Below are 15,624 nucleotides of genomic sequence, written 5' to 3' on the forward strand. Positions count from 1 at the left end.
CGGGCTATCAGATTCTCAGATTCATTAATTCACTATGTCCAAAGCGCCGCGTAAGTACTCAACCGAATTTGTGCTGAATATCTATTCGACGGATCCGGCCATGATCTCGCCCGCGCATCTTGATGACCTCGTGTATGAGAGCGATGAAGCACGGGAGCAGATACGAAACTCAAATATCTACTTGATTCTCAAGCGACCACGAATTGCCTTTGTCCCCGGTAGCATTTCGATCCGAGATCGGGAAGTAGTCGGCGAGTTGTCCGTTCAACTCGAAGACAAAGCCCCTACCTTTCCTTTCCGCCTCTGCGGGGAGCTTCCTGCCGAAGTCTCATCGGTGGCTGCTCTCAAGTACCCATACACGAAACTCTCTTTTTTGTCGTCAGGTGGTGACACGCTGATGACTGTGCCTGTCGCATACCTTCTCAAGCATTGCGAGGCACAACTAAACGGCCTAGACAGTCAAGAAGTCGTGTATGTAGGTCAAGCATTTGGAACGGCTGGTGAAAGATGTGCAATCGAACGCCTGTCCTCTCATTCAACTCTGCAAAAAATCCTTGCCGATATTTCAGCAAATGAGCCCCACATGGAGGTTTTGCTTGCGCTCTACAGTTTCGGCTTCCATCGATTTATTATGAGTATCGATGGCATAAACCCCGCCTTGATTGACGGGGATGCTGATAAGCAGCATTACCAAAAAGTACTTCAGTCGCAGTTCAAGCGGTCAATGAGGGTTTCCCTTGCCGAAGCCGCACTAATCCGACATTTCGAACCTAAGTACAACAAGCAGTACAAGACAGGCTTCCCTCATAAGCGACAGAAGATTCTGGAAAAACTCTATGACTTCGACTTTGCGGGTTTGGTTGTCGAGGCAAGCGTTGAAGACCATCGCATGCATTTGTATTCAGAGAAGCAGAGTCCAAAATCTCATCACATAGCCAAGTTCGACTTGCATGAGCCGGCCACTCGTCGGAGCTTCTTTTACGCAGAGCCTTAAAAAACGAGCACGGATGGGTCGGTGAGAAACACGTCTCAAATGGCCTCTGCAGAGAGCATTCGCCCCCAACCCCAACCTGCAACGAATCAGTCCGATCTTTAAACTGCTTTAACACCAGCTGGCAAACCCGCCAGTTTTGACTGTCTTGTCTGGAGCCCTCATGTCCACCCCCTACACCCCCCCCGCAATCTGGCAATGGAACAAAGAAAACGGCGGCCAGTTCGCCAGCATCAACCGGCCCATTGCCGGTGCCACGCACGACAAGGAACTGCCCGTAGGCAAGCACCCGCTGCAGCTCTATTCGCTGGGTACGCCCAATGGCGTGAAAGTCACGGTCATGCTGGAAGAGCTACTGGCACTGGGCCACAGCGGGGCGGAGTACGACGCGTGGCTGATTCGCATCAATGAGGGCGAGCAGTTTGGCAGCGGCTTCGTGTCTGTGAACCCTAATTCCAAGATCCCCGCGCTGCTGGACCGCACTGACCCGGCCAACCCGGTGCGGGTGTTCGAGTCCGGCGCCATCCTGATGTACCTGGCCGAGAAGTTCGGCAGCGCCCTCTTGCCCAAAGACGGCGCGGCGCGCGCCGAGTGCCTGTCATGGCTGTTCTGGCAAATGGGCGGTGCGCCGTTTGTGGGTGGCGGGTTCGGACATTTTTATGCCTATGCGCCGGTCAAGATCGAGTACGCGATTGACCGCTACGCGATGGAGGCCAAGCGCCAGCTGGATGTGCTGAACCAGCGCCTGGCCGTGACCGAGTACGTGGCGGGCAATGAGTACACGGTGGCGGATATTGCAATCTGGCCCTGGTATGGCTTGCTGGTGAAAGGGCAGGCCTACAACGCGGGCGAGTTTTTGCAGGTGCACGAATACACGCATGTGGTGCGCTGGGCCGAGCAGGTGGCCAAACGCCCGGCGGTGCAGCGGGGGCGCAAGGTGAACCGGGTGCAGGGCGACCTGGCCAGCCAGTTGCGCGAGCGGCATGACGCCAGCGACTTTGACACCAAGACGCAGGACAAGATCGAGGCGGCGGCAGCGGCAGCTTCTTCCCCCGCACGCTGAGTGTTTTTTGCAAGGCGTCACCATGATTACTTTGTATGACTGCGCCACGGCGCCCAGCCCGCGCCGTGCGCGCATCCTGCTGGCAGAAAAGGGTGTGGCCCACGACACCGTGCAGGTGGACCTGCGCAATGGCGAGCAACTGGGCGAGGCCTACCGCCAGATCAACCCGCAGTGCACGGTGCCCGCGCTGCGCACTGAAGAGGGTCTGCTGCTGACCGACAACGCGGCGATCACGGCGTATGTGGAGGCGCGCTACCCGCAGCCCGCACTGCTGGGTGAGACGCCTGCAGAAAAGGCCGAGATTGCGAGCTGGAACTGGCGCATGGAGTTCGAGGGCCTGCAGGCCATTGCCGAGGCGCTGCGCAACAGCGCGCCCGCCATGGCCAACCGGGCATTGCCCGGCGCGGTGGACTACCCGCAAATCCCGGCCCTGGCTGAGCGTGGACTGGTGCGTGTGGGGCAGTTCTTTCAGCTGCTCAACGAGCGCCTCGCGGACCGCGAATTCATTGCCACTGACCGCTTCAGCGTGGCCGACATCACGGCGGTGGTGGCGGTGGACTTTGCGCGTGTGGTCAAGCACAAGCCCGGCGAGCAGCACCCGCACTTGCTGCGCTGGCGTGCGGCCATGGCGCTGCGGCCGTCGATGTTGCTTTAGCTGCAAGCGCGTGCGAGGCGCGCGGTTTGAGTGCGCGATTTCGCAATGGGTACATGCAAGGATTGCGCTTGCGGCCCATTCCTTGCATCGTCAGCATATGCGCCTTCGCCACATAGAAGTCTTCAACGCCGTCATGCTCACCGGCAGCGTGAGCGCGGCGGCCCGCCTTATCAACGTCACGCAGCCTGCGGTCAGCCGCATCCTGGCGCATGCTGAATTGCAGCTGGGCTTTCCGCTGTTCCACCGGCTCAAGGGCAAGCTGGTACCCACCACCGAGGCACAGACCCTGTACCCGCACATCGAGCGCCTGTTCACCCAGCTCGATGATGTGCAGCGCCTGGCCAACAGCCTCAAGAGCGACCGGCGTGAGGGTGAGTTGCATATCCTGAGCGTGCTGGCGCTGAGCTACGAGGTGCTGCCGCGTGCGTTGCGTTTTTTCAGGAAAAAGCACCCGGATGTGCAGGTGACCATCGACGCGCTGCACTCGCCCCAGATCGTCTCGGCCCTGGTGCTGCAGGAGGCGGATGTGGGCTTTGTGTTCAGCGCCATCGCCCACCCCGCGCTCACGCAGGAGCATCTGGCCGATGGGCGCATGGTGTGTGTGGCGCCCAAGGGCATGCTGGGTGCTGCGCTGGTGGCGGCCGGTGTGGTGCATCTGGCCGACCTGGCAGACACGCCGGTGGTGCGGCTGGATGTGCGCGACCCCATCGGCACGGTGGTCAACCACGCGTGCCGCGAGGCGGGCGTGGGCCTGCAGACGGCGTTCACGGTGCAGACCTACCATGCGGCGCTGGCGCTGGCGCGCCATGGTCACGCCGTGGCGCTGGTGGACGCCTGCACGGCGGCATCGGCCGACCGCAGCAAGGTGGATGTGCTGGCGCTGGCGCCGCACATTGCCGTGCCCATCAAGTCGCTGCGTACTGTCAACCGCCCCAGCTCACTGCTGGCCAGTGCCATGACGCAATGCATGCGCCAAGCGGTGGCTGAGACGCTGGAAGCGGTGGGCCTGCAGCCCGAGGTGGAGTGAACGCGCCACCTGCCGAGGCGTGTGGTGCCTTGTGCGGCTGCAGCGCGTGGGAGAGTCAGGCGGGAGCCAGCAGTTCGGCCACCTGCGCCGCCGTGCCAAACGCCAGCGTGAACCCCAAAGAGCCATGGCCTGTGTTGAGCAGCAGGTTATTCGGTGCCCCCACCCAACGGCCCACCATCGGCAGCCCGGTGGGCGTGGCGGGGCGCATGCCGGTCCAGGCATGCAGCTCTCCGCCTTGATGGCATGTCGGAAAAACGGTGCGGGTGGCATCGCACAGGCTCTGGATGCGCGCGGCAGGTATGCGTGCATCGTGCCCCACCAGCTCGGCCATGCCCGCCACCCGAAGGCGCTGGCCGATGCGCGCAAACACCACCTTGCGTGCAGCATCGGTCACATTGACGCGAGGCGCTGCCGATGGTGCGGGGGTGGTATCGAGCGTGATGCTGTAGCCCTTGAGAGGGTATACCGGCAAGCGGAACCCCAGCGTCTGCGCCGCCTGGTGGCTGCGGCTGCCCAGGGCCAGCACAAACTGTTGCGCCTCGATGGCTCCTGCACTGGTCTGCACCGCAGCAATGCGGGATCCCTCGCGCACAAAGCCTTGGACCGTGGCGCCCAGCATGAAGCGCACCCCCCGTGCGGCCAGCACGGCCTCCAAGCCTTGGCAGACCTGGAGGCAGTCGGCAGCGCATTCACTGGGGGTGTAGATGGCTCCGGCAATGCGCGGCTGGTAGTGCAGCAGCGCGGGCTCAAGCTCCACGCAACGCTGGGCCGAAACCGCCTGCTGTTCGCTGCCCCACTGGAGCTGCAGGTCCATCTGGCGTTGTGCCGCGGCCAGGCCGGCTGCGGTGTCGTACAGCACCAGCTTGCCGGTGCTGGAGAAGTTGCAGTCCAGGGACTCTGCCTGCAGCATGGTTTCCAGATGATGGCGGCTCAGGGCGGCCAGGGCCAGCAGTTGTGCGGTGCTGCGTTCGGAAGTCTGTCGGTTGCAGGCGCGCAGAAACTCCAGCCCCCAGCGCCACTGGTGGGTATCCCACTGCAGGCGCAGCTTGAGTGGGGAGGTGGGCGAGAGCAGCAGCCGGGGCAGCTGCCGCCAGATGCTGGCGTCCGCCAGCGGTTGTACATAGCTGTAGCTCAGTTGCGCGCCGTTGCCACCGCTGGCGCCAGTGCCGGGCTGCGCCTGGTCGATGACGGTGACCTGCAGGCCGCGCTGTTGAAGTTCATATGCCGTGGCCAGGCCGACGATGCCTGCGCCCAATACACATACCTGCATCGGAGAGAGTGAAACGGTTGGAGGAGATGACAACGAATGTAGGCGGCAGTGCACCTGCTGAACAATGCCAAAGCAGTGCCTTGCCATGCCAGGAAGTTATGCACTGGTCAGCGCCTGGTGTTTTCAGGATGGGCCGGCGGGAGAGGGGTGGGGGCACCGGGATGCAAGGGCCGCAAAGAAGGCAGGACGATCCACGATGGTGCGCGGAGGTGCACCGAAACAGAGCCATAACTTTTCATCATGGTGGACCCGCGCAAATGAATTGTTCAAGACGGCCGCAAATTTTTACAGTGCCCCTGCATCTTGCTTTCTCGTCTGTCCGACTGTCTGTTCACCTGATTTTTTGCAAAGGGATTCCCATGAAGCTCTCCGCTGTCACCGCTGCTGTCCTCGTGGTCGCCGGTGTGCTGGCCAATACCGTGGCCAGTGCCGACACCCTCAAGAAGATTGCCGACTCCGGCAAGATCACGCTGGCCTACCGCGAGTCGTCGGTGCCCTTCAGCTATCTGGCGGGCCCGGGCAACCCGGTGGGCATGTCGGTGGACATCTCCAACGCCGTGGTCGATGCGGTGAAGAAACGGTTGAACAACCCTGCCATCAAGGTGGAGCTGCAGGCGGTGACTTCGCAAAACCGCATTCCGCTGCTGACCAACGGCACCGTGGACCTGGAGTGCGGGTCGACCACCAACAACACGGCGCGCGGCAAGGACGTGCAATTTGCCATCAACTATTTCTACACCGGCACCCGGCTGTTGACCAAGAAGGCCTCGGGCGTCAAGAACTACGCCGACCTCGCCAAGAAAAAAGTGGCCAGCACCTCGGGCACCACCAACGCGCAGGTGATCCGCAAGTACAACCGCGACAACAACCTGGACATGGACATCGTGCTGGGCAAAGACCACGAGGACTCGCTGCTGCTGGTGGACACCGGCCGTGCAGAGGCCTTCGCCATGGACGACATCCTGCTGTTTGGACTGATGGGCAACACGCGCAACCCGGCCGACTGGGTGGTGGTGGGCGACTCGCTGCAGGTCGAACCCTATGCCTGCATGCTGCGCAAGGACGACCCGCAGTTCCAGACGCTGGTCAACGGCGTGATCGGCGGGATGATGAAGTCGGGCGAGTTCGACAAGCTCTACACCAAGTGGTTCATGTCGCCAGTGCCCCCGCGCGGCCAGAACCTCAACCTGCCCATGAGCAAGGAGCTGCGCGACAACCTGGTGGCCCAGAGCGACAAGCCTGCGCTGTGATGGGTGTGAGCATGTTGCCGTCCACCCCGCACCCTCCGGCCCCGCAGGTGGTGGGCATTCTGGGGGGCATGGGGCCTGCTGCGGGTGCCGACTTTGTGCGCCTGTTTGTGCAGGCCTGCACCGACCGGATGGCGGCGCTGGGCATCCCTGTGCACGACCAGGCTTACCCTGAGCATTGGCTGGCGCAGGTGCCCATTCCCGACCGCACGGCGGCCTTGCACGACACCCGCCCCGGGGCCCACCAGCCTGCAGACCCGATGCTGCAGGCCACGGGCCGCCTGGCGGCCCTGGGCGCGCGCGTTGTGGCCATTGCCTGCAACACGGCGCATGCCTGGCATGGCCTGCTGCAGCAGCGCTTTCCGCAGTTGATGGTGCTGCATGGTGTGCAAGAGGTCGCTGCAGACCTGGCGCTGCACAAGGTGCATGGCGTGGGCCTGCTGGCCACGCAGGGTGCCTACGATGCGGGCTTGTACCAGCGCGAACTGGAGCACCGTGACATCGACTGCTTTGTGCCCGAACCCCGTGAGCGCGACCAGCTGATGCAGGGTATCTACGACGGTGTGAAGGCCGGCAACTACGCGCTGGCCCGCCAGCGGTTCGAGTCCGTGTCGCTGGTGCTGCAGCAGCGCTATGGGGTCTCCACGCTCATCATGGGCTGCACAGAAATTCCACTCGCACTGTCAGAGCACCCCCGGCTGGAGGGGCTGACGCTGGTCAATCCGTCCATGGTGCTGGCGGCTGCCTTGGCGCGGCATGCGTACGGAAACACGGGCATGGAAGCCCCGCCCCCCACTGGGCCTTCAGCTTCGCGGGCTGCGGTATAGCGCTGTAGAGCCCTGGTGCCGCTGCGCCCTGGTACGCCAGCCAGCGCACAGGCCATTGCCCAGGTGGCATCACGAAAACTTCGAAGAGGCAAGCCAGGACATGTAAAGCGAACCCCGCGAGGTTTGGGATGGTGCGTGCGCTGGCTGCTGCCTGCGCTGCGTGTGCGACGGCGGGAGTCATCGCGCAGAACACGGGGACCGCTGCGGGTTTATCGACCTCTGCGAAGGCGGAAGTGCCAAGCCCCGCCTTGGCGCGCACAGCGGAGCCTCCGGGCCAGACGCTGCAGCGCATCCAGGCCACGGGAAGAGTGGTCATCGGCCACCGCGAATCTTCTCTGCCGATGTCCTATGTGGCCAATGGGGTGCCCGTAGGCTACAGCGTGGACGTGTGCCTGCAGATCGCACAGGCCATCGGTCGCCATCTGCAGCGGCGCGATCTGCGGGTGGACTACCGTCAGGTCACGTCGGGCAACCGCTTTGAGGCCATCGAGCGCGGCGATGTGGACCTGGAATGCGGCTCCACCACCAACACGGCTGCGCGCAGGCAGCGGGTGGCTTTCACCATTGCGCACTTCATTGCGTCATCACGCATCGTGGTGCAAAGCCAGCGCCCCTTCGAGCGTATCGAAGACCTGGACGGCAAGACCGTGGCTTCGACGGTGGGCACCACCAACATCGATTCGCTGGCGCGCGAGGCTGCCAACAAATCAGTGCGCCTGCGCATCGAGCCCGCTCGTGACCATGCCGAGGGCTTTGGCTGGGTGGTGGATGGCAGGGTGGACGGCTTTGCGATGGACGATGTGCTGCTCTATGGCCTGCGTGCCAGCCATGCCCGCCCGCAGGATCTGAAGGTGATTGGCAAGCCCATGACCATCGAGCCCTATGCGGTGGCGTTCGAGCGCAACGACCCTGCGCTCAAGGCCGTGGTCGATGCGGAGCTGCGGCGGCTCATCCAGACGCGGGAGCTGCACCGCCTGTACGACAAGTGGTTCACCCAGCCCATTCCTCCACATGGCATCAATCTGGGCATGCGCATGTCGAACCTGCTGGTGGATTCGCTACGGTATCCGTCGGACTTCGTGCCCCAGTGACGAGGGCACAGACGTTGCACGTCAGCGCCAGGCGGTCGCCACCAGCTGGCTGTAATGCACCGCCTTGCGGCCCAGCAGCTGCTCGAACACCGCAGGGTTGCCCACGTTGTCGCTGCCCAGCATGGTGAGGGTTTCGGTGCACCAGGGCACGCTGGGCACTGCGTCGCCGAGGCGGGCGCTCAGCTGGGTGAGCGGGTCGGGCAGGCGCAGCACATGGGCTTTGCCATGGCCCAGTTGCTGGCGCAAGCTGGCAATGAAATCGCCCATGGTCAGGGCCTCCGGCCCAGCGCACTCGACGATGCCCTGGGTGGAGATGGCGGGCCCCAGCAGTGCAACGATGGCGGCGGCCAGATCGTGCACTGACACGGGCTGCACCCGCGCTGTGAGCATGGGGCCGGGGAACAGCGCCACCGGCAGGCGCGCCAGGTTCATGAACAGCGCGCTGCTGTCACCGCCTTTGCCAAAAACCACACTGGGGCGCAGGATGGCGGGGTGCAATGCCCCTTGTTTGGCCAACGCCAGCAGGTGCGTGTCTGCCGCGCGCTTGGTGGTGGCATAGCGGGTGGTACTGCCTTCAATGCCCAGGGCCGAGACATGCACCACGCGCCGCACACCCGCCTGGGCGCAGGCATCAAACAGCGCGACGGGCGTGTGCAGGTGCACGGCGTCGATGGGGCGCGCACGGCTGTCGCGCAGCACCCCCACAGCATTCACCACGGCATCGATACCCGCCAGGCGCGGCAGCCAGACCTGGGCCGAGGTGTCGCGCGCAAAGTCCATCGGCACCTGCAAGGCGCCGGGTGACCGGTGCCGGGGTGATACGCCGCAGTGCACCTGGTGTCCTGCACGGGTGAGTGCGGCAGCCACGGTGCGGCCCACAAAACCGGTGGAGCCGGTGAGCAAAATGTTCATCAGCGTCGTCCTGCAAAGAAGGTGAAGCGTGCAAAAACCGGAAGGCCCGGCGCGGACCTGCTCAGGCCGTCGCCACCCCCGCTGGCAACACCGTCACTGCGCAGGCGTGAAGACCTCGAAGCGGTTGCGGCCGCCATACTTGGCGCGGTACAGAGCCGCATCGGCCGCGTGCACGAGTGTGTCAGAACTGGTGCCGGGGCGTGGCACCAGGCTGGCAATGCCCATGCTGAGCGTGATGTAGGGCGCCGTGGGGGAGCGGGGGTGGGCCAGGGCCGCCTCGCGCAGGCTGGCCATGCAGCGCTCTGCCACCGTCACTGCCTCGGGCAGGGGCACATCGGGCAGCAGCAGCACAAACTCCTCGCCGCCGTAGCGTGCGGCCACCTCGTCGGCCCGGCGGATGGTGCCCTGCAGCAGCTGCGCCACGCGGCGCAGGCATTCGTCACCGGCCAGATGGCCGTAGTGGTCGTTGTAGAGCTTGAAGTGGTCGATATCGATCAGGATCACGGCCAGCGGCAGCTGGTGCCGCCCGCAGCGCATCCATTCGGTGGCCAGCCGCTCGTCAAAGCGCCGGCGGTTACCAATGCCCGTCACACCGTCGGTGGTGGATAGAAGGGCCAGCTTGGCGTTGGCGGCGGCCAGTTCCTGCTCCTTGCGCACCAGTTGGGTCACGTCGGTGCGCACACCGGCGATGCCGCCCTGGGGGGTACGCCGCTCGTCGGCCTGCAGCCAGCGGCCCTCGGGCAGGCGCTGCAGCACGGCATGGTTGGCCGCGCGGTGGTCGGCCATGCGCTGGGCGAGCCAGGCCTCTTCGTTGCCAATGGCGTCGGGGTACTGGCCGCGCTCGGCGCCATAGCGCGCGATCTGTTCAAACGTGCTGCCGGGTACGATCATGGGGGCCGAGATGGGGTACAGGCGCCGGTACTGGGCGTTGCACACCACCAGCTTGTCTTCTGCATCGAACAGGGCAAAGCCTTCTGGCAGTGACTCCACGGCGTCCTGCAGCAGCTGGCGGGCCTGCTGCGCCGCCTGCTGCGCGGCCTCCAGGGCCTGGCGCTGCTCGATGAGGTTGGTGATGTCCAGCCGCACGGCCACGACGTAGTTCTCCGGGGTGCGGGTTTCGTAGATGTTGATCCAGCGGCCATCGCTCAGACGCTGCACCAGGGTGGATGTGCTGCTGCCGTGCTCTGACAGGCGCTCTGCGATCCATGCCTCCTCGCGCCCCTTGGCCGAAGGGATCAGGCCGCGCGAGACCGAATAACGCAGGATGTCCACAAAACCCTTGCCCAGGTGGTCCGCATAGTTGATGTACGGATACATGCGGGACAGCTGCTGGTTGTAGAGCACCAGCCGGTCCTGCTCGTCGAAGATCTCGATGCCCACGGGCAGGGCCTCCACCGCGCGCTCCAGCAGCTGGCGCATGCGCTGGCTTTCCTGTCGGGCGGTCTCGACCTTCTGGCGCTGTTCGATCAGGTCGCTGATGTCCAGGCGCACGCACACCGTCATGCCGGACGGGGTGCGGCATTCGTGCATGTGCATCCACGTGCCGTTGGGGTAGTGGCGCACTTCGGGGCCGGGCCGATGGCCCCGGATGGCCAGCTCATGCGCCAGCCAGAGCTCTTCCTGGTTTTTGGCCTCCTCGGGGATGCCGTAGCGCAGGCCCTCGCGCAGCAGTTCCTCATACGTCTTGCCCAGGGACTCCGCCACGGGCAGGTGCGGACGCAGGCGCGCCATCTGGTCATTGCACAGCACCAGCCGGTCTTGCTCGTCATAGATGTCCAGCCCGGCGGGCATGGCATTGACGGCCTCGCGCAGGCTGCGTTCGGCACGTTCGGCGTCGTGCAGGGCCTGCTTGAGTGCGCGTTCCTTGTGCACTGCGTCCGTGATGTCGGCGCGCAGCACCACCATGCCGCCCCCCTCTTGCAGTCGCTCGGTGATGAGCATCCAGCGGTCGCCCTCGACCTCCTGCACCTCGGGCTGGCCGGGCGAGCGATGGCGGGCCATGCGGTCGGCCAGCCAGGCATTGGTGTCCTGCCGCGCAGCCACGATGTGGCCGGATTCGGCAGCGCGGCGCAGCACGTCTTCAAAGCGGGTGCCGTAATCGACGGCCATGGTGGTGCCGGGGCTGACTTCCCGGTACCGGGGATTGCACAGCACCAAGCGGTCGTCAGCGTCGTAGATGGCCAGCCCGTCGGGCAGGATGTCCAGCGTGGCGCACAGCTGGTTGGTGGCCCGCTGCGCAGCATCCTGGGCGGCCCTGGCGGTGGCATGCATCGCCAGCAACCGGAGGCTCAGCCACCAGCACAGCACCGCACTGGCCACCAGCGCCAGCCCGGCACCCGCGCTGGCCAGTCGCATGGCCGGGTCCATGCTTTGGCGGGCCAGCGCCCAGGTCAGCAACCCCAAGCCCCCCGCGCCGCAAATCCCGACCACCAGTCGGACCAGCAGCTGTCCGCGCAGGGGGAGTGGTGTGGGATGAGGGGGCATGCGCTCGGGCCGGTGCGGGTGGTCTGCGGGAGGTGGGCGGGTGGATGAAGAAAGAAAAAAGCAAATGTGGGCGGGCGAGCAGGCGGTTGCGCGGTAGCGGGTTGGTGGCGCATGCCCACGGTGACGGTGCTCGCGGAAAGTCTAGCAGTGCTCCCCGTTTTTCGGTATCCGAAAATGCGGAGGCCGCGCAAACCCCATAGACTCCGGGGCTGGCAGTTTCCACCCCGTGGCCCATCCCCCCTTTTTTGGAGAAAACCGATGTTCAATGACGACCTCCATGCCGACGCCCAGGCGCTGTTGCCGGGCCGCACCACCGAAGCGGGCGCCACGCGCCGCACTGCGCTGCAGGCGGCGCTGGGCCTGGGTTATGCGGCGGCGGCCGCCCCCATCATGGCGCAGACGGCCATTGCCACGCCTGCAGACGGCCTGACGGTGGGGGAAGTGAGTTTCACGGTCAATGGCTTCAAGGTGCCGGCCTATCGCGCAGCACCGGCTGGCAAGACCGGCCTGCCCGTGGTGCTGGTGATCCAGGAAATTTTTGGCGTGCACGAATACATCGCCGACACCTGCCGCCGCTTTGCCAAGGCGGGCTACCTGGCCATTGCCCCACAGCTGTACGCGCGCCAGGGCGATGCCACTACCTATACCGACATTGCCAAGCTGATGGCTGAAGTGGTGTCCAAGGTGCCCGACGCCCAGGTGATGGCCGACCTGGACGGCGCTGTGGCATGGGCCGCAGCCAACGGGGGCGATGGCGCCCGGGTGGGGATCACCGGCTTTTGCTGGGGTGGCCGCATCACCTGGCTGTATGCCGCACACGGCCCCGTAAAGGCCGGCGTGGCATGGTACGGGCGGCTGGTGGGGCAAGCGAGCGAGCTCACCCCCAAGCACCCTGTGGACCTGGCGCCCATCCTCAAGGCGCCGGTGCTGGGCCTGTATGGCGAAAAAGACACCGGTATCCCTCTTGACACGGTTGATAAGATGAAAGCGGCCTTGTCCAGTGGCTCGCCACAGGCCAAGGCGTCGGAATTTGTGGTGTACCCCGATGCACCGCATGCCTTCCATGCCGACTACCGCGCCAGCTACCGCAAGGAAGCGGCCGAAGACGGCTGGAAGCGTGCGCTGGCCTGGTTCAAGACGCACGGTGTGGTTTGATGCACAAACCCCCGGCCCACCAGGCCACCCGCAGCCGCCCCATACCCGGGGCGGCTTTTTTCATCTTGCATCGGGCGTGCAGATTCTGAATAAAAAATGAGCCAAGGCTTAAAGATAAAGCGCAACAAGCTATGACTTTGGTAGCAATCATTCTGGCCACACTGGCCGCTGGTATCGGCAGCGTGTGGCTGGCCGCCTTGCTTATGCGGCTGGGCCTGGGTGGGCGGAGCGACAGCGTGGGGCCGCAGCACCTGCTCAGCCTGGCCGCGGGTGCCTTGCTGGCCACGGCCTTCATGCACCTGTTGCCCGAGGCGTTCGAGAGCCAGGCGGGCGCCCACGACCTGTTTGCCACCCTGCTGGTGGGTGTGGTGTTCTTCTTTTTGTTGGACAAGGCCGAGCTGTGGCACCACGGGCATGAGCACAGCCACGCAGAGACCGCTGCCCATAGCCATGCCCACCATGGTCACGAAACCGGCCATGACCACGGCCATGCGCACCACCACCACGGCCCACGCTCGGGAGGCTGGGCGGTGCTCACGGGCGACAGCGTGCATTGTTTTGGTGACGGCATCCTGATCGCCTCGGCCTTCATGGCTGACATTCGCCTGGGGGTGATTGCCGCCGTGTCGGTGCTCGCGCATGAGGTGCCGCACCACATGGGCGACCTGGTGGTGCTGCGCCAGACCAGCCCCAACCGCCGCATGGCGCTGGTGAAGGTGTCGCTGGCGGGGGCCGTGACGGCGCTGGGCGGGGTGGTGGGCTACTTTCTGGTGGGGCAGTTGCAAGACTTTTTGCCGTACTTCCTGGCCGTGGCGTCGAGCAGTTTTGTGTACGTGGCGCTGGCCGACCTGATCCCCCAGCTGCAAAAACGCCTGACCGCGCGCGAAACCGTGTTGCAGATTGCCTGGCTGATTGCCGGCATGGCCGTGGTCACGCTGGTGAGCGGGGCGGCGCATGCGCACTGACGCACTTGACCTGGCTCAAGGCCGTGCCGAACGGTTCTGCCATGCTGGGCCCATGACTGCCCCACACGCCACCCCCATCTCCCTCGGGCTGCTCGCCCAGCCCACGCGTTTCCTGTTCTTCACGGGCAAGGGCGGGGTGGGCAAGACCTCGCTGTCCACGGCTGCGGCCATTGCCCTGGCAGATGCGGGCTGCCAGGTGCTGCTGGTCAGCACCGACGCGGCCTCCAACCTCGATGAAATGCTGGGCGTGCCGCTGTCCAACCAGCCGGTGGCCGTGCCCGGGGTGCCGGGGCTGCACATGCTCAACATAGACCCCGATACCGCCGCCGAGGCCTACCGCCAGCGTGTGCTGGCGCAGTTGGAGGCCACCGCCACCAGCGATGAACGCGCCACGGTGCGCGAGCAACTGTCGGGCGCCTGCACCACTGAGATCGCTGCATTTGACGAATTTGCCGCGCTGCTGGCCAGCGAGGGCAGTGACACCGGCCATGTGTTCGACCATGTGGTGTTCGACACGGCCCCCACCGGCCACACGCTGCGCCTGCTGAGCCTGCCCAAGGCCTGGACCGGATTCCTGGCCGGCAATGACCGGGGTGCCTCGTGCCTGGGGCCGCACTCGGGTCTGAAGATGCAGGAGGCGCGCTTCAACGCCGCCCTGGCCGCGCTGAGCGACCCGGCCCTGACCACCGTGGTGCTGGTCACCCGCCCCGACCCCCGACCCATGCAAGAGGCCGCGCGCACCGCGCGGGAGCTGCGCGCCCTGGGCCTGGCCAACCAGCGCCTGGCCATCAACGGCGTGTTCCATGCCAGCCAGCCGGGGCAGGACGCGGTGGCCGACGCCATCGAGTCCCTGGGCCGCGAAGCCATGGACCAGATGCCCGATGCGCTGGCGCAATTGCCGCGCGACGAGGTGCCGCTGCGCGCCTTCGACACCGTGGGCCTGCCTGCGCTGCGGGCCTTGCTGGGTGGCGGCGATGTGACGTTGCGCGCGCCCACTGCCGCAGCGGGTGTGCCGTTGCAGGCGGAGCCCCTCGCTGCCCTGGCCGACGCGCTGGCCGCCAAGGGCCACGGCCTCGTCATGGTGATGGGCAAGGGCGGCGTGGGCAAGACCACCATCGCCGCCGCGCTGGCCGTGGGCCTGGTGCAGCGTGGGCACAGCGTGCACCTCACCACCACCGACCCGGCGGCCCATGTGCAAAGTCAGCTCGATGGCAGCCTGCCGGGGCTGAAGGTGGGGCGCATCGACCCAAAGGCCGAAACCCAGGCTTACATCGACAAGATCATGGCCACGCGCGGCAAGGCACTGGACGACGCGGGTCGCGCCCTGCTGCTGGAAGACCTGCAATCGCCCTGCACCGAAGAGGTGGCCGTGTTCCACGCCTTCAGCCGCGTGGTGAACGAGGCCCGCAGCGCCTTTGTGGTGCTGGACACGGCACCCACCGGCCACAGCCTGCTGCTGATGGACGCCACCGGCGCCTACCACCGGCAGATGACGCAGCAGTACGAAAGCAACGTCAACGCCAAGCACATCATCACGCCGCTGATGCGCCTGCAGGACGCCGACATGACCCACGTGGTCATCGTCACGCTGCCCGAGGTCACCCCCGTGAGCCAGGCCGCTGCGCTGCAGGACGACCTGCGCCGCGCCCGCATCGAGCCCTGGGCCTGGGTCATCAACAAAAGTGTGGCGGCCACCGGCACCAGCGACCCGCTGCTGCAGGCCCGGCTGGCGGGCGAGCAACAGCAGGCCGCACGCATCGCCAGCGGCCTGGCGCAGCGCACCTACGTGCTGCCCTGGCTGGCACACCCGCCTGTGGGCGTGGAGGCGCTGGGGCGGCTGGCGGCCGCACCACCTGCAGTCACAGGAGATTTGCTATCTCATTGATAGCTGCTCAGGCATATGGAACTAGCGCTGGCGGCCAAAATGGCTCAAAAAA

The 15,624-nt window shown here is 65.3% G+C and carries 13 protein-coding genes; 10 read left to right on the top strand and 3 right to left on the bottom strand.

Features of this window, described 5'->3' with window-relative positions:
* The first annotated feature begins 34 nt into the window (after positions 1–34).
* The 4 genes from CLU87_RS23125 (at position 35) to CLU87_RS04235 (ending at position 3,736) form a co-directional block, all read left to right on the top strand.
* Positions 35–994: a hypothetical protein gene (locus CLU87_RS23125; RefSeq protein ID WP_143227244.1), complete on the top strand. Its 960-nt coding sequence runs from the start codon at positions 35–37 to the stop codon at positions 992–994.
* Between the two features lie 160 nt (positions 995–1,154).
* A complete protein-coding gene (gene yghU, locus CLU87_RS04225; protein ID WP_199170790.1) occupies positions 1,155–2,054 on the top strand; it encodes a glutathione-dependent disulfide-bond oxidoreductase in 900 nt (299 codons plus the stop codon).
* 22 nt (positions 2,055–2,076) lie between these two features.
* The gene (locus CLU87_RS04230; protein ID WP_099729629.1) at positions 2,077–2,709 is read left to right on the top strand and encodes a glutathione S-transferase family protein; all 633 of its coding nucleotides are present in this window, start codon (positions 2,077–2,079) and stop codon (positions 2,707–2,709) included.
* 97 nt (positions 2,710–2,806) lie between these two features.
* On the top strand, positions 2,807–3,736 hold the full coding sequence (locus tag CLU87_RS04235; protein ID WP_099729630.1) for a LysR family transcriptional regulator: 930 nt from the start codon (positions 2,807–2,809) through the stop codon (positions 3,734–3,736).
* Positions 3,737–3,791: 55 nt separating this feature from the next.
* Here CLU87_RS04235 and CLU87_RS04240 read toward each other — a convergent pair whose 3' ends face one another.
* Entirely contained in the window at positions 3,792–5,006 is a 1,215-nt protein-coding gene (locus tag CLU87_RS04240) for a D-amino acid dehydrogenase (RefSeq protein WP_199170791.1), read from the bottom strand.
* Between the two features lie 359 nt (positions 5,007–5,365).
* Here CLU87_RS04240 and CLU87_RS04245 point away from each other — a divergent pair, with 359 nt between their 5' ends.
* The 3 genes from CLU87_RS04245 (at position 5,366) to CLU87_RS04255 (ending at position 8,171) form a co-directional block, all read left to right on the top strand.
* On the top strand, positions 5,366–6,256 hold the full coding sequence (locus CLU87_RS04245; RefSeq protein ID WP_099729632.1) for an amino acid ABC transporter substrate-binding protein: 891 nt from the start codon (positions 5,366–5,368) through the stop codon (positions 6,254–6,256).
* Positions 6,257–6,267: 11 nt separating this feature from the next.
* Positions 6,268–7,080, top strand: a complete 813-nt coding sequence (locus tag CLU87_RS04250; protein WP_099732034.1) for an aspartate/glutamate racemase family protein — start codon at positions 6,268–6,270, stop codon at positions 7,078–7,080.
* Between the two features lie 248 nt (positions 7,081–7,328).
* Positions 7,329–8,171, top strand: a complete 843-nt coding sequence (locus CLU87_RS04255) for an amino acid ABC transporter substrate-binding protein (RefSeq protein WP_233193707.1) — start codon at positions 7,329–7,331, stop codon at positions 8,169–8,171.
* 21 nt (positions 8,172–8,192) lie between these two features.
* Here the strand turns inward: CLU87_RS04255 and CLU87_RS04260 are convergent, their stop codons facing one another.
* The gene (locus tag CLU87_RS04260) at positions 8,193–9,083 is read right to left on the bottom strand and encodes an NAD-dependent epimerase/dehydratase family protein (RefSeq protein ID WP_099729634.1); all 891 of its coding nucleotides are present in this window, start codon (positions 9,081–9,083) and stop codon (positions 8,193–8,195) included.
* Positions 9,084–9,176: 93 nt separating this feature from the next.
* Positions 9,177–11,567: a GGDEF domain-containing protein gene (locus tag CLU87_RS04265; protein WP_099729635.1), complete on the bottom strand. Its 2,391-nt coding sequence runs from the start codon at positions 11,565–11,567 to the stop codon at positions 9,177–9,179.
* Positions 11,568–11,825: 258 nt separating this feature from the next.
* On the opposite strand from CLU87_RS04265, the gene CLU87_RS04270 reads away from it, so the two are divergent.
* The 3 genes from CLU87_RS04270 to arsA all read left to right on the top strand — a co-directional run bounded on the left by CLU87_RS04270 (position 11,826) and on the right by arsA (position 15,572).
* Positions 11,826–12,722: a dienelactone hydrolase family protein gene (locus CLU87_RS04270; RefSeq protein ID WP_056061167.1), complete on the top strand. Its 897-nt coding sequence runs from the start codon at positions 11,826–11,828 to the stop codon at positions 12,720–12,722.
* Positions 12,723–12,853: 131 nt separating this feature from the next.
* Positions 12,854–13,687, top strand: coding sequence for a ZIP family metal transporter (locus tag CLU87_RS04275; protein WP_099729636.1), 834 nt, complete (start codon positions 12,854–12,856; stop codon positions 13,685–13,687).
* Between the two features lie 52 nt (positions 13,688–13,739).
* Positions 13,740–15,572 carry an arsenical pump-driving ATPase gene (arsA, locus tag CLU87_RS04280; protein WP_099729637.1) on the top strand — a complete coding sequence of 611 codons (1,833 nt, stop codon included), beginning with the start codon at positions 13,740–13,742 and terminating at the stop codon, positions 15,570–15,572.
* Positions 15,573–15,624 lie beyond the last annotated feature (52 nt).

Source organism: Acidovorax sp. 59 (assembly GCF_002754175.1).
In the GTDB taxonomy this organism is placed as follows: domain Bacteria; phylum Pseudomonadota; class Gammaproteobacteria; order Burkholderiales; family Burkholderiaceae_C; genus Acidovorax; species Acidovorax delafieldii.

Excerpts from the sequence above, each read along its gene's own strand:
- CLU87_RS23125 (WP_143227244.1), top strand. The coding sequence starts at position 35 with ATGTCCAAAGCGCCGCGTAAGTACTCAACCGAATTTGTGCTGAATATC.
- yghU (WP_199170790.1), top strand. The coding sequence starts at position 1,155 with ATGTCCACCCCCTACACCCCCCCCGCAATCTGGCAATGGAACAAAGAA.
- CLU87_RS04230 (WP_099729629.1), top strand. The coding sequence starts at position 2,077 with ATGATTACTTTGTATGACTGCGCCACGGCGCCCAGCCCGCGCCGTGCG.
- CLU87_RS04235 (WP_099729630.1), top strand. The coding sequence starts at position 2,807 with ATGCGCCTTCGCCACATAGAAGTCTTCAACGCCGTCATGCTCACCGGC.
- CLU87_RS04240 (WP_199170791.1), bottom strand. The coding sequence starts at position 5,006 with ATGCAGGTATGTGTATTGGGCGCAGGCATCGTCGGCCTGGCCACGGCA.
- CLU87_RS04245 (WP_099729632.1), top strand. The coding sequence starts at position 5,366 with ATGAAGCTCTCCGCTGTCACCGCTGCTGTCCTCGTGGTCGCCGGTGTG.
- CLU87_RS04250 (WP_099732034.1), top strand. The coding sequence starts at position 6,268 with ATGTTGCCGTCCACCCCGCACCCTCCGGCCCCGCAGGTGGTGGGCATT.
- CLU87_RS04260 (WP_099729634.1), bottom strand. The coding sequence starts at position 9,083 with ATGAACATTTTGCTCACCGGCTCCACCGGTTTTGTGGGCCGCACCGTG.
- CLU87_RS04265 (WP_099729635.1), bottom strand. The coding sequence starts at position 11,567 with ATGCCCCCTCATCCCACACCACTCCCCCTGCGCGGACAGCTGCTGGTC.
- CLU87_RS04270 (WP_056061167.1), top strand. The coding sequence starts at position 11,826 with ATGTTCAATGACGACCTCCATGCCGACGCCCAGGCGCTGTTGCCGGGC.
- CLU87_RS04275 (WP_099729636.1), top strand. The coding sequence starts at position 12,854 with ATGACTTTGGTAGCAATCATTCTGGCCACACTGGCCGCTGGTATCGGC.
- arsA (WP_099729637.1), top strand. The coding sequence starts at position 13,740 with ATGACTGCCCCACACGCCACCCCCATCTCCCTCGGGCTGCTCGCCCAG.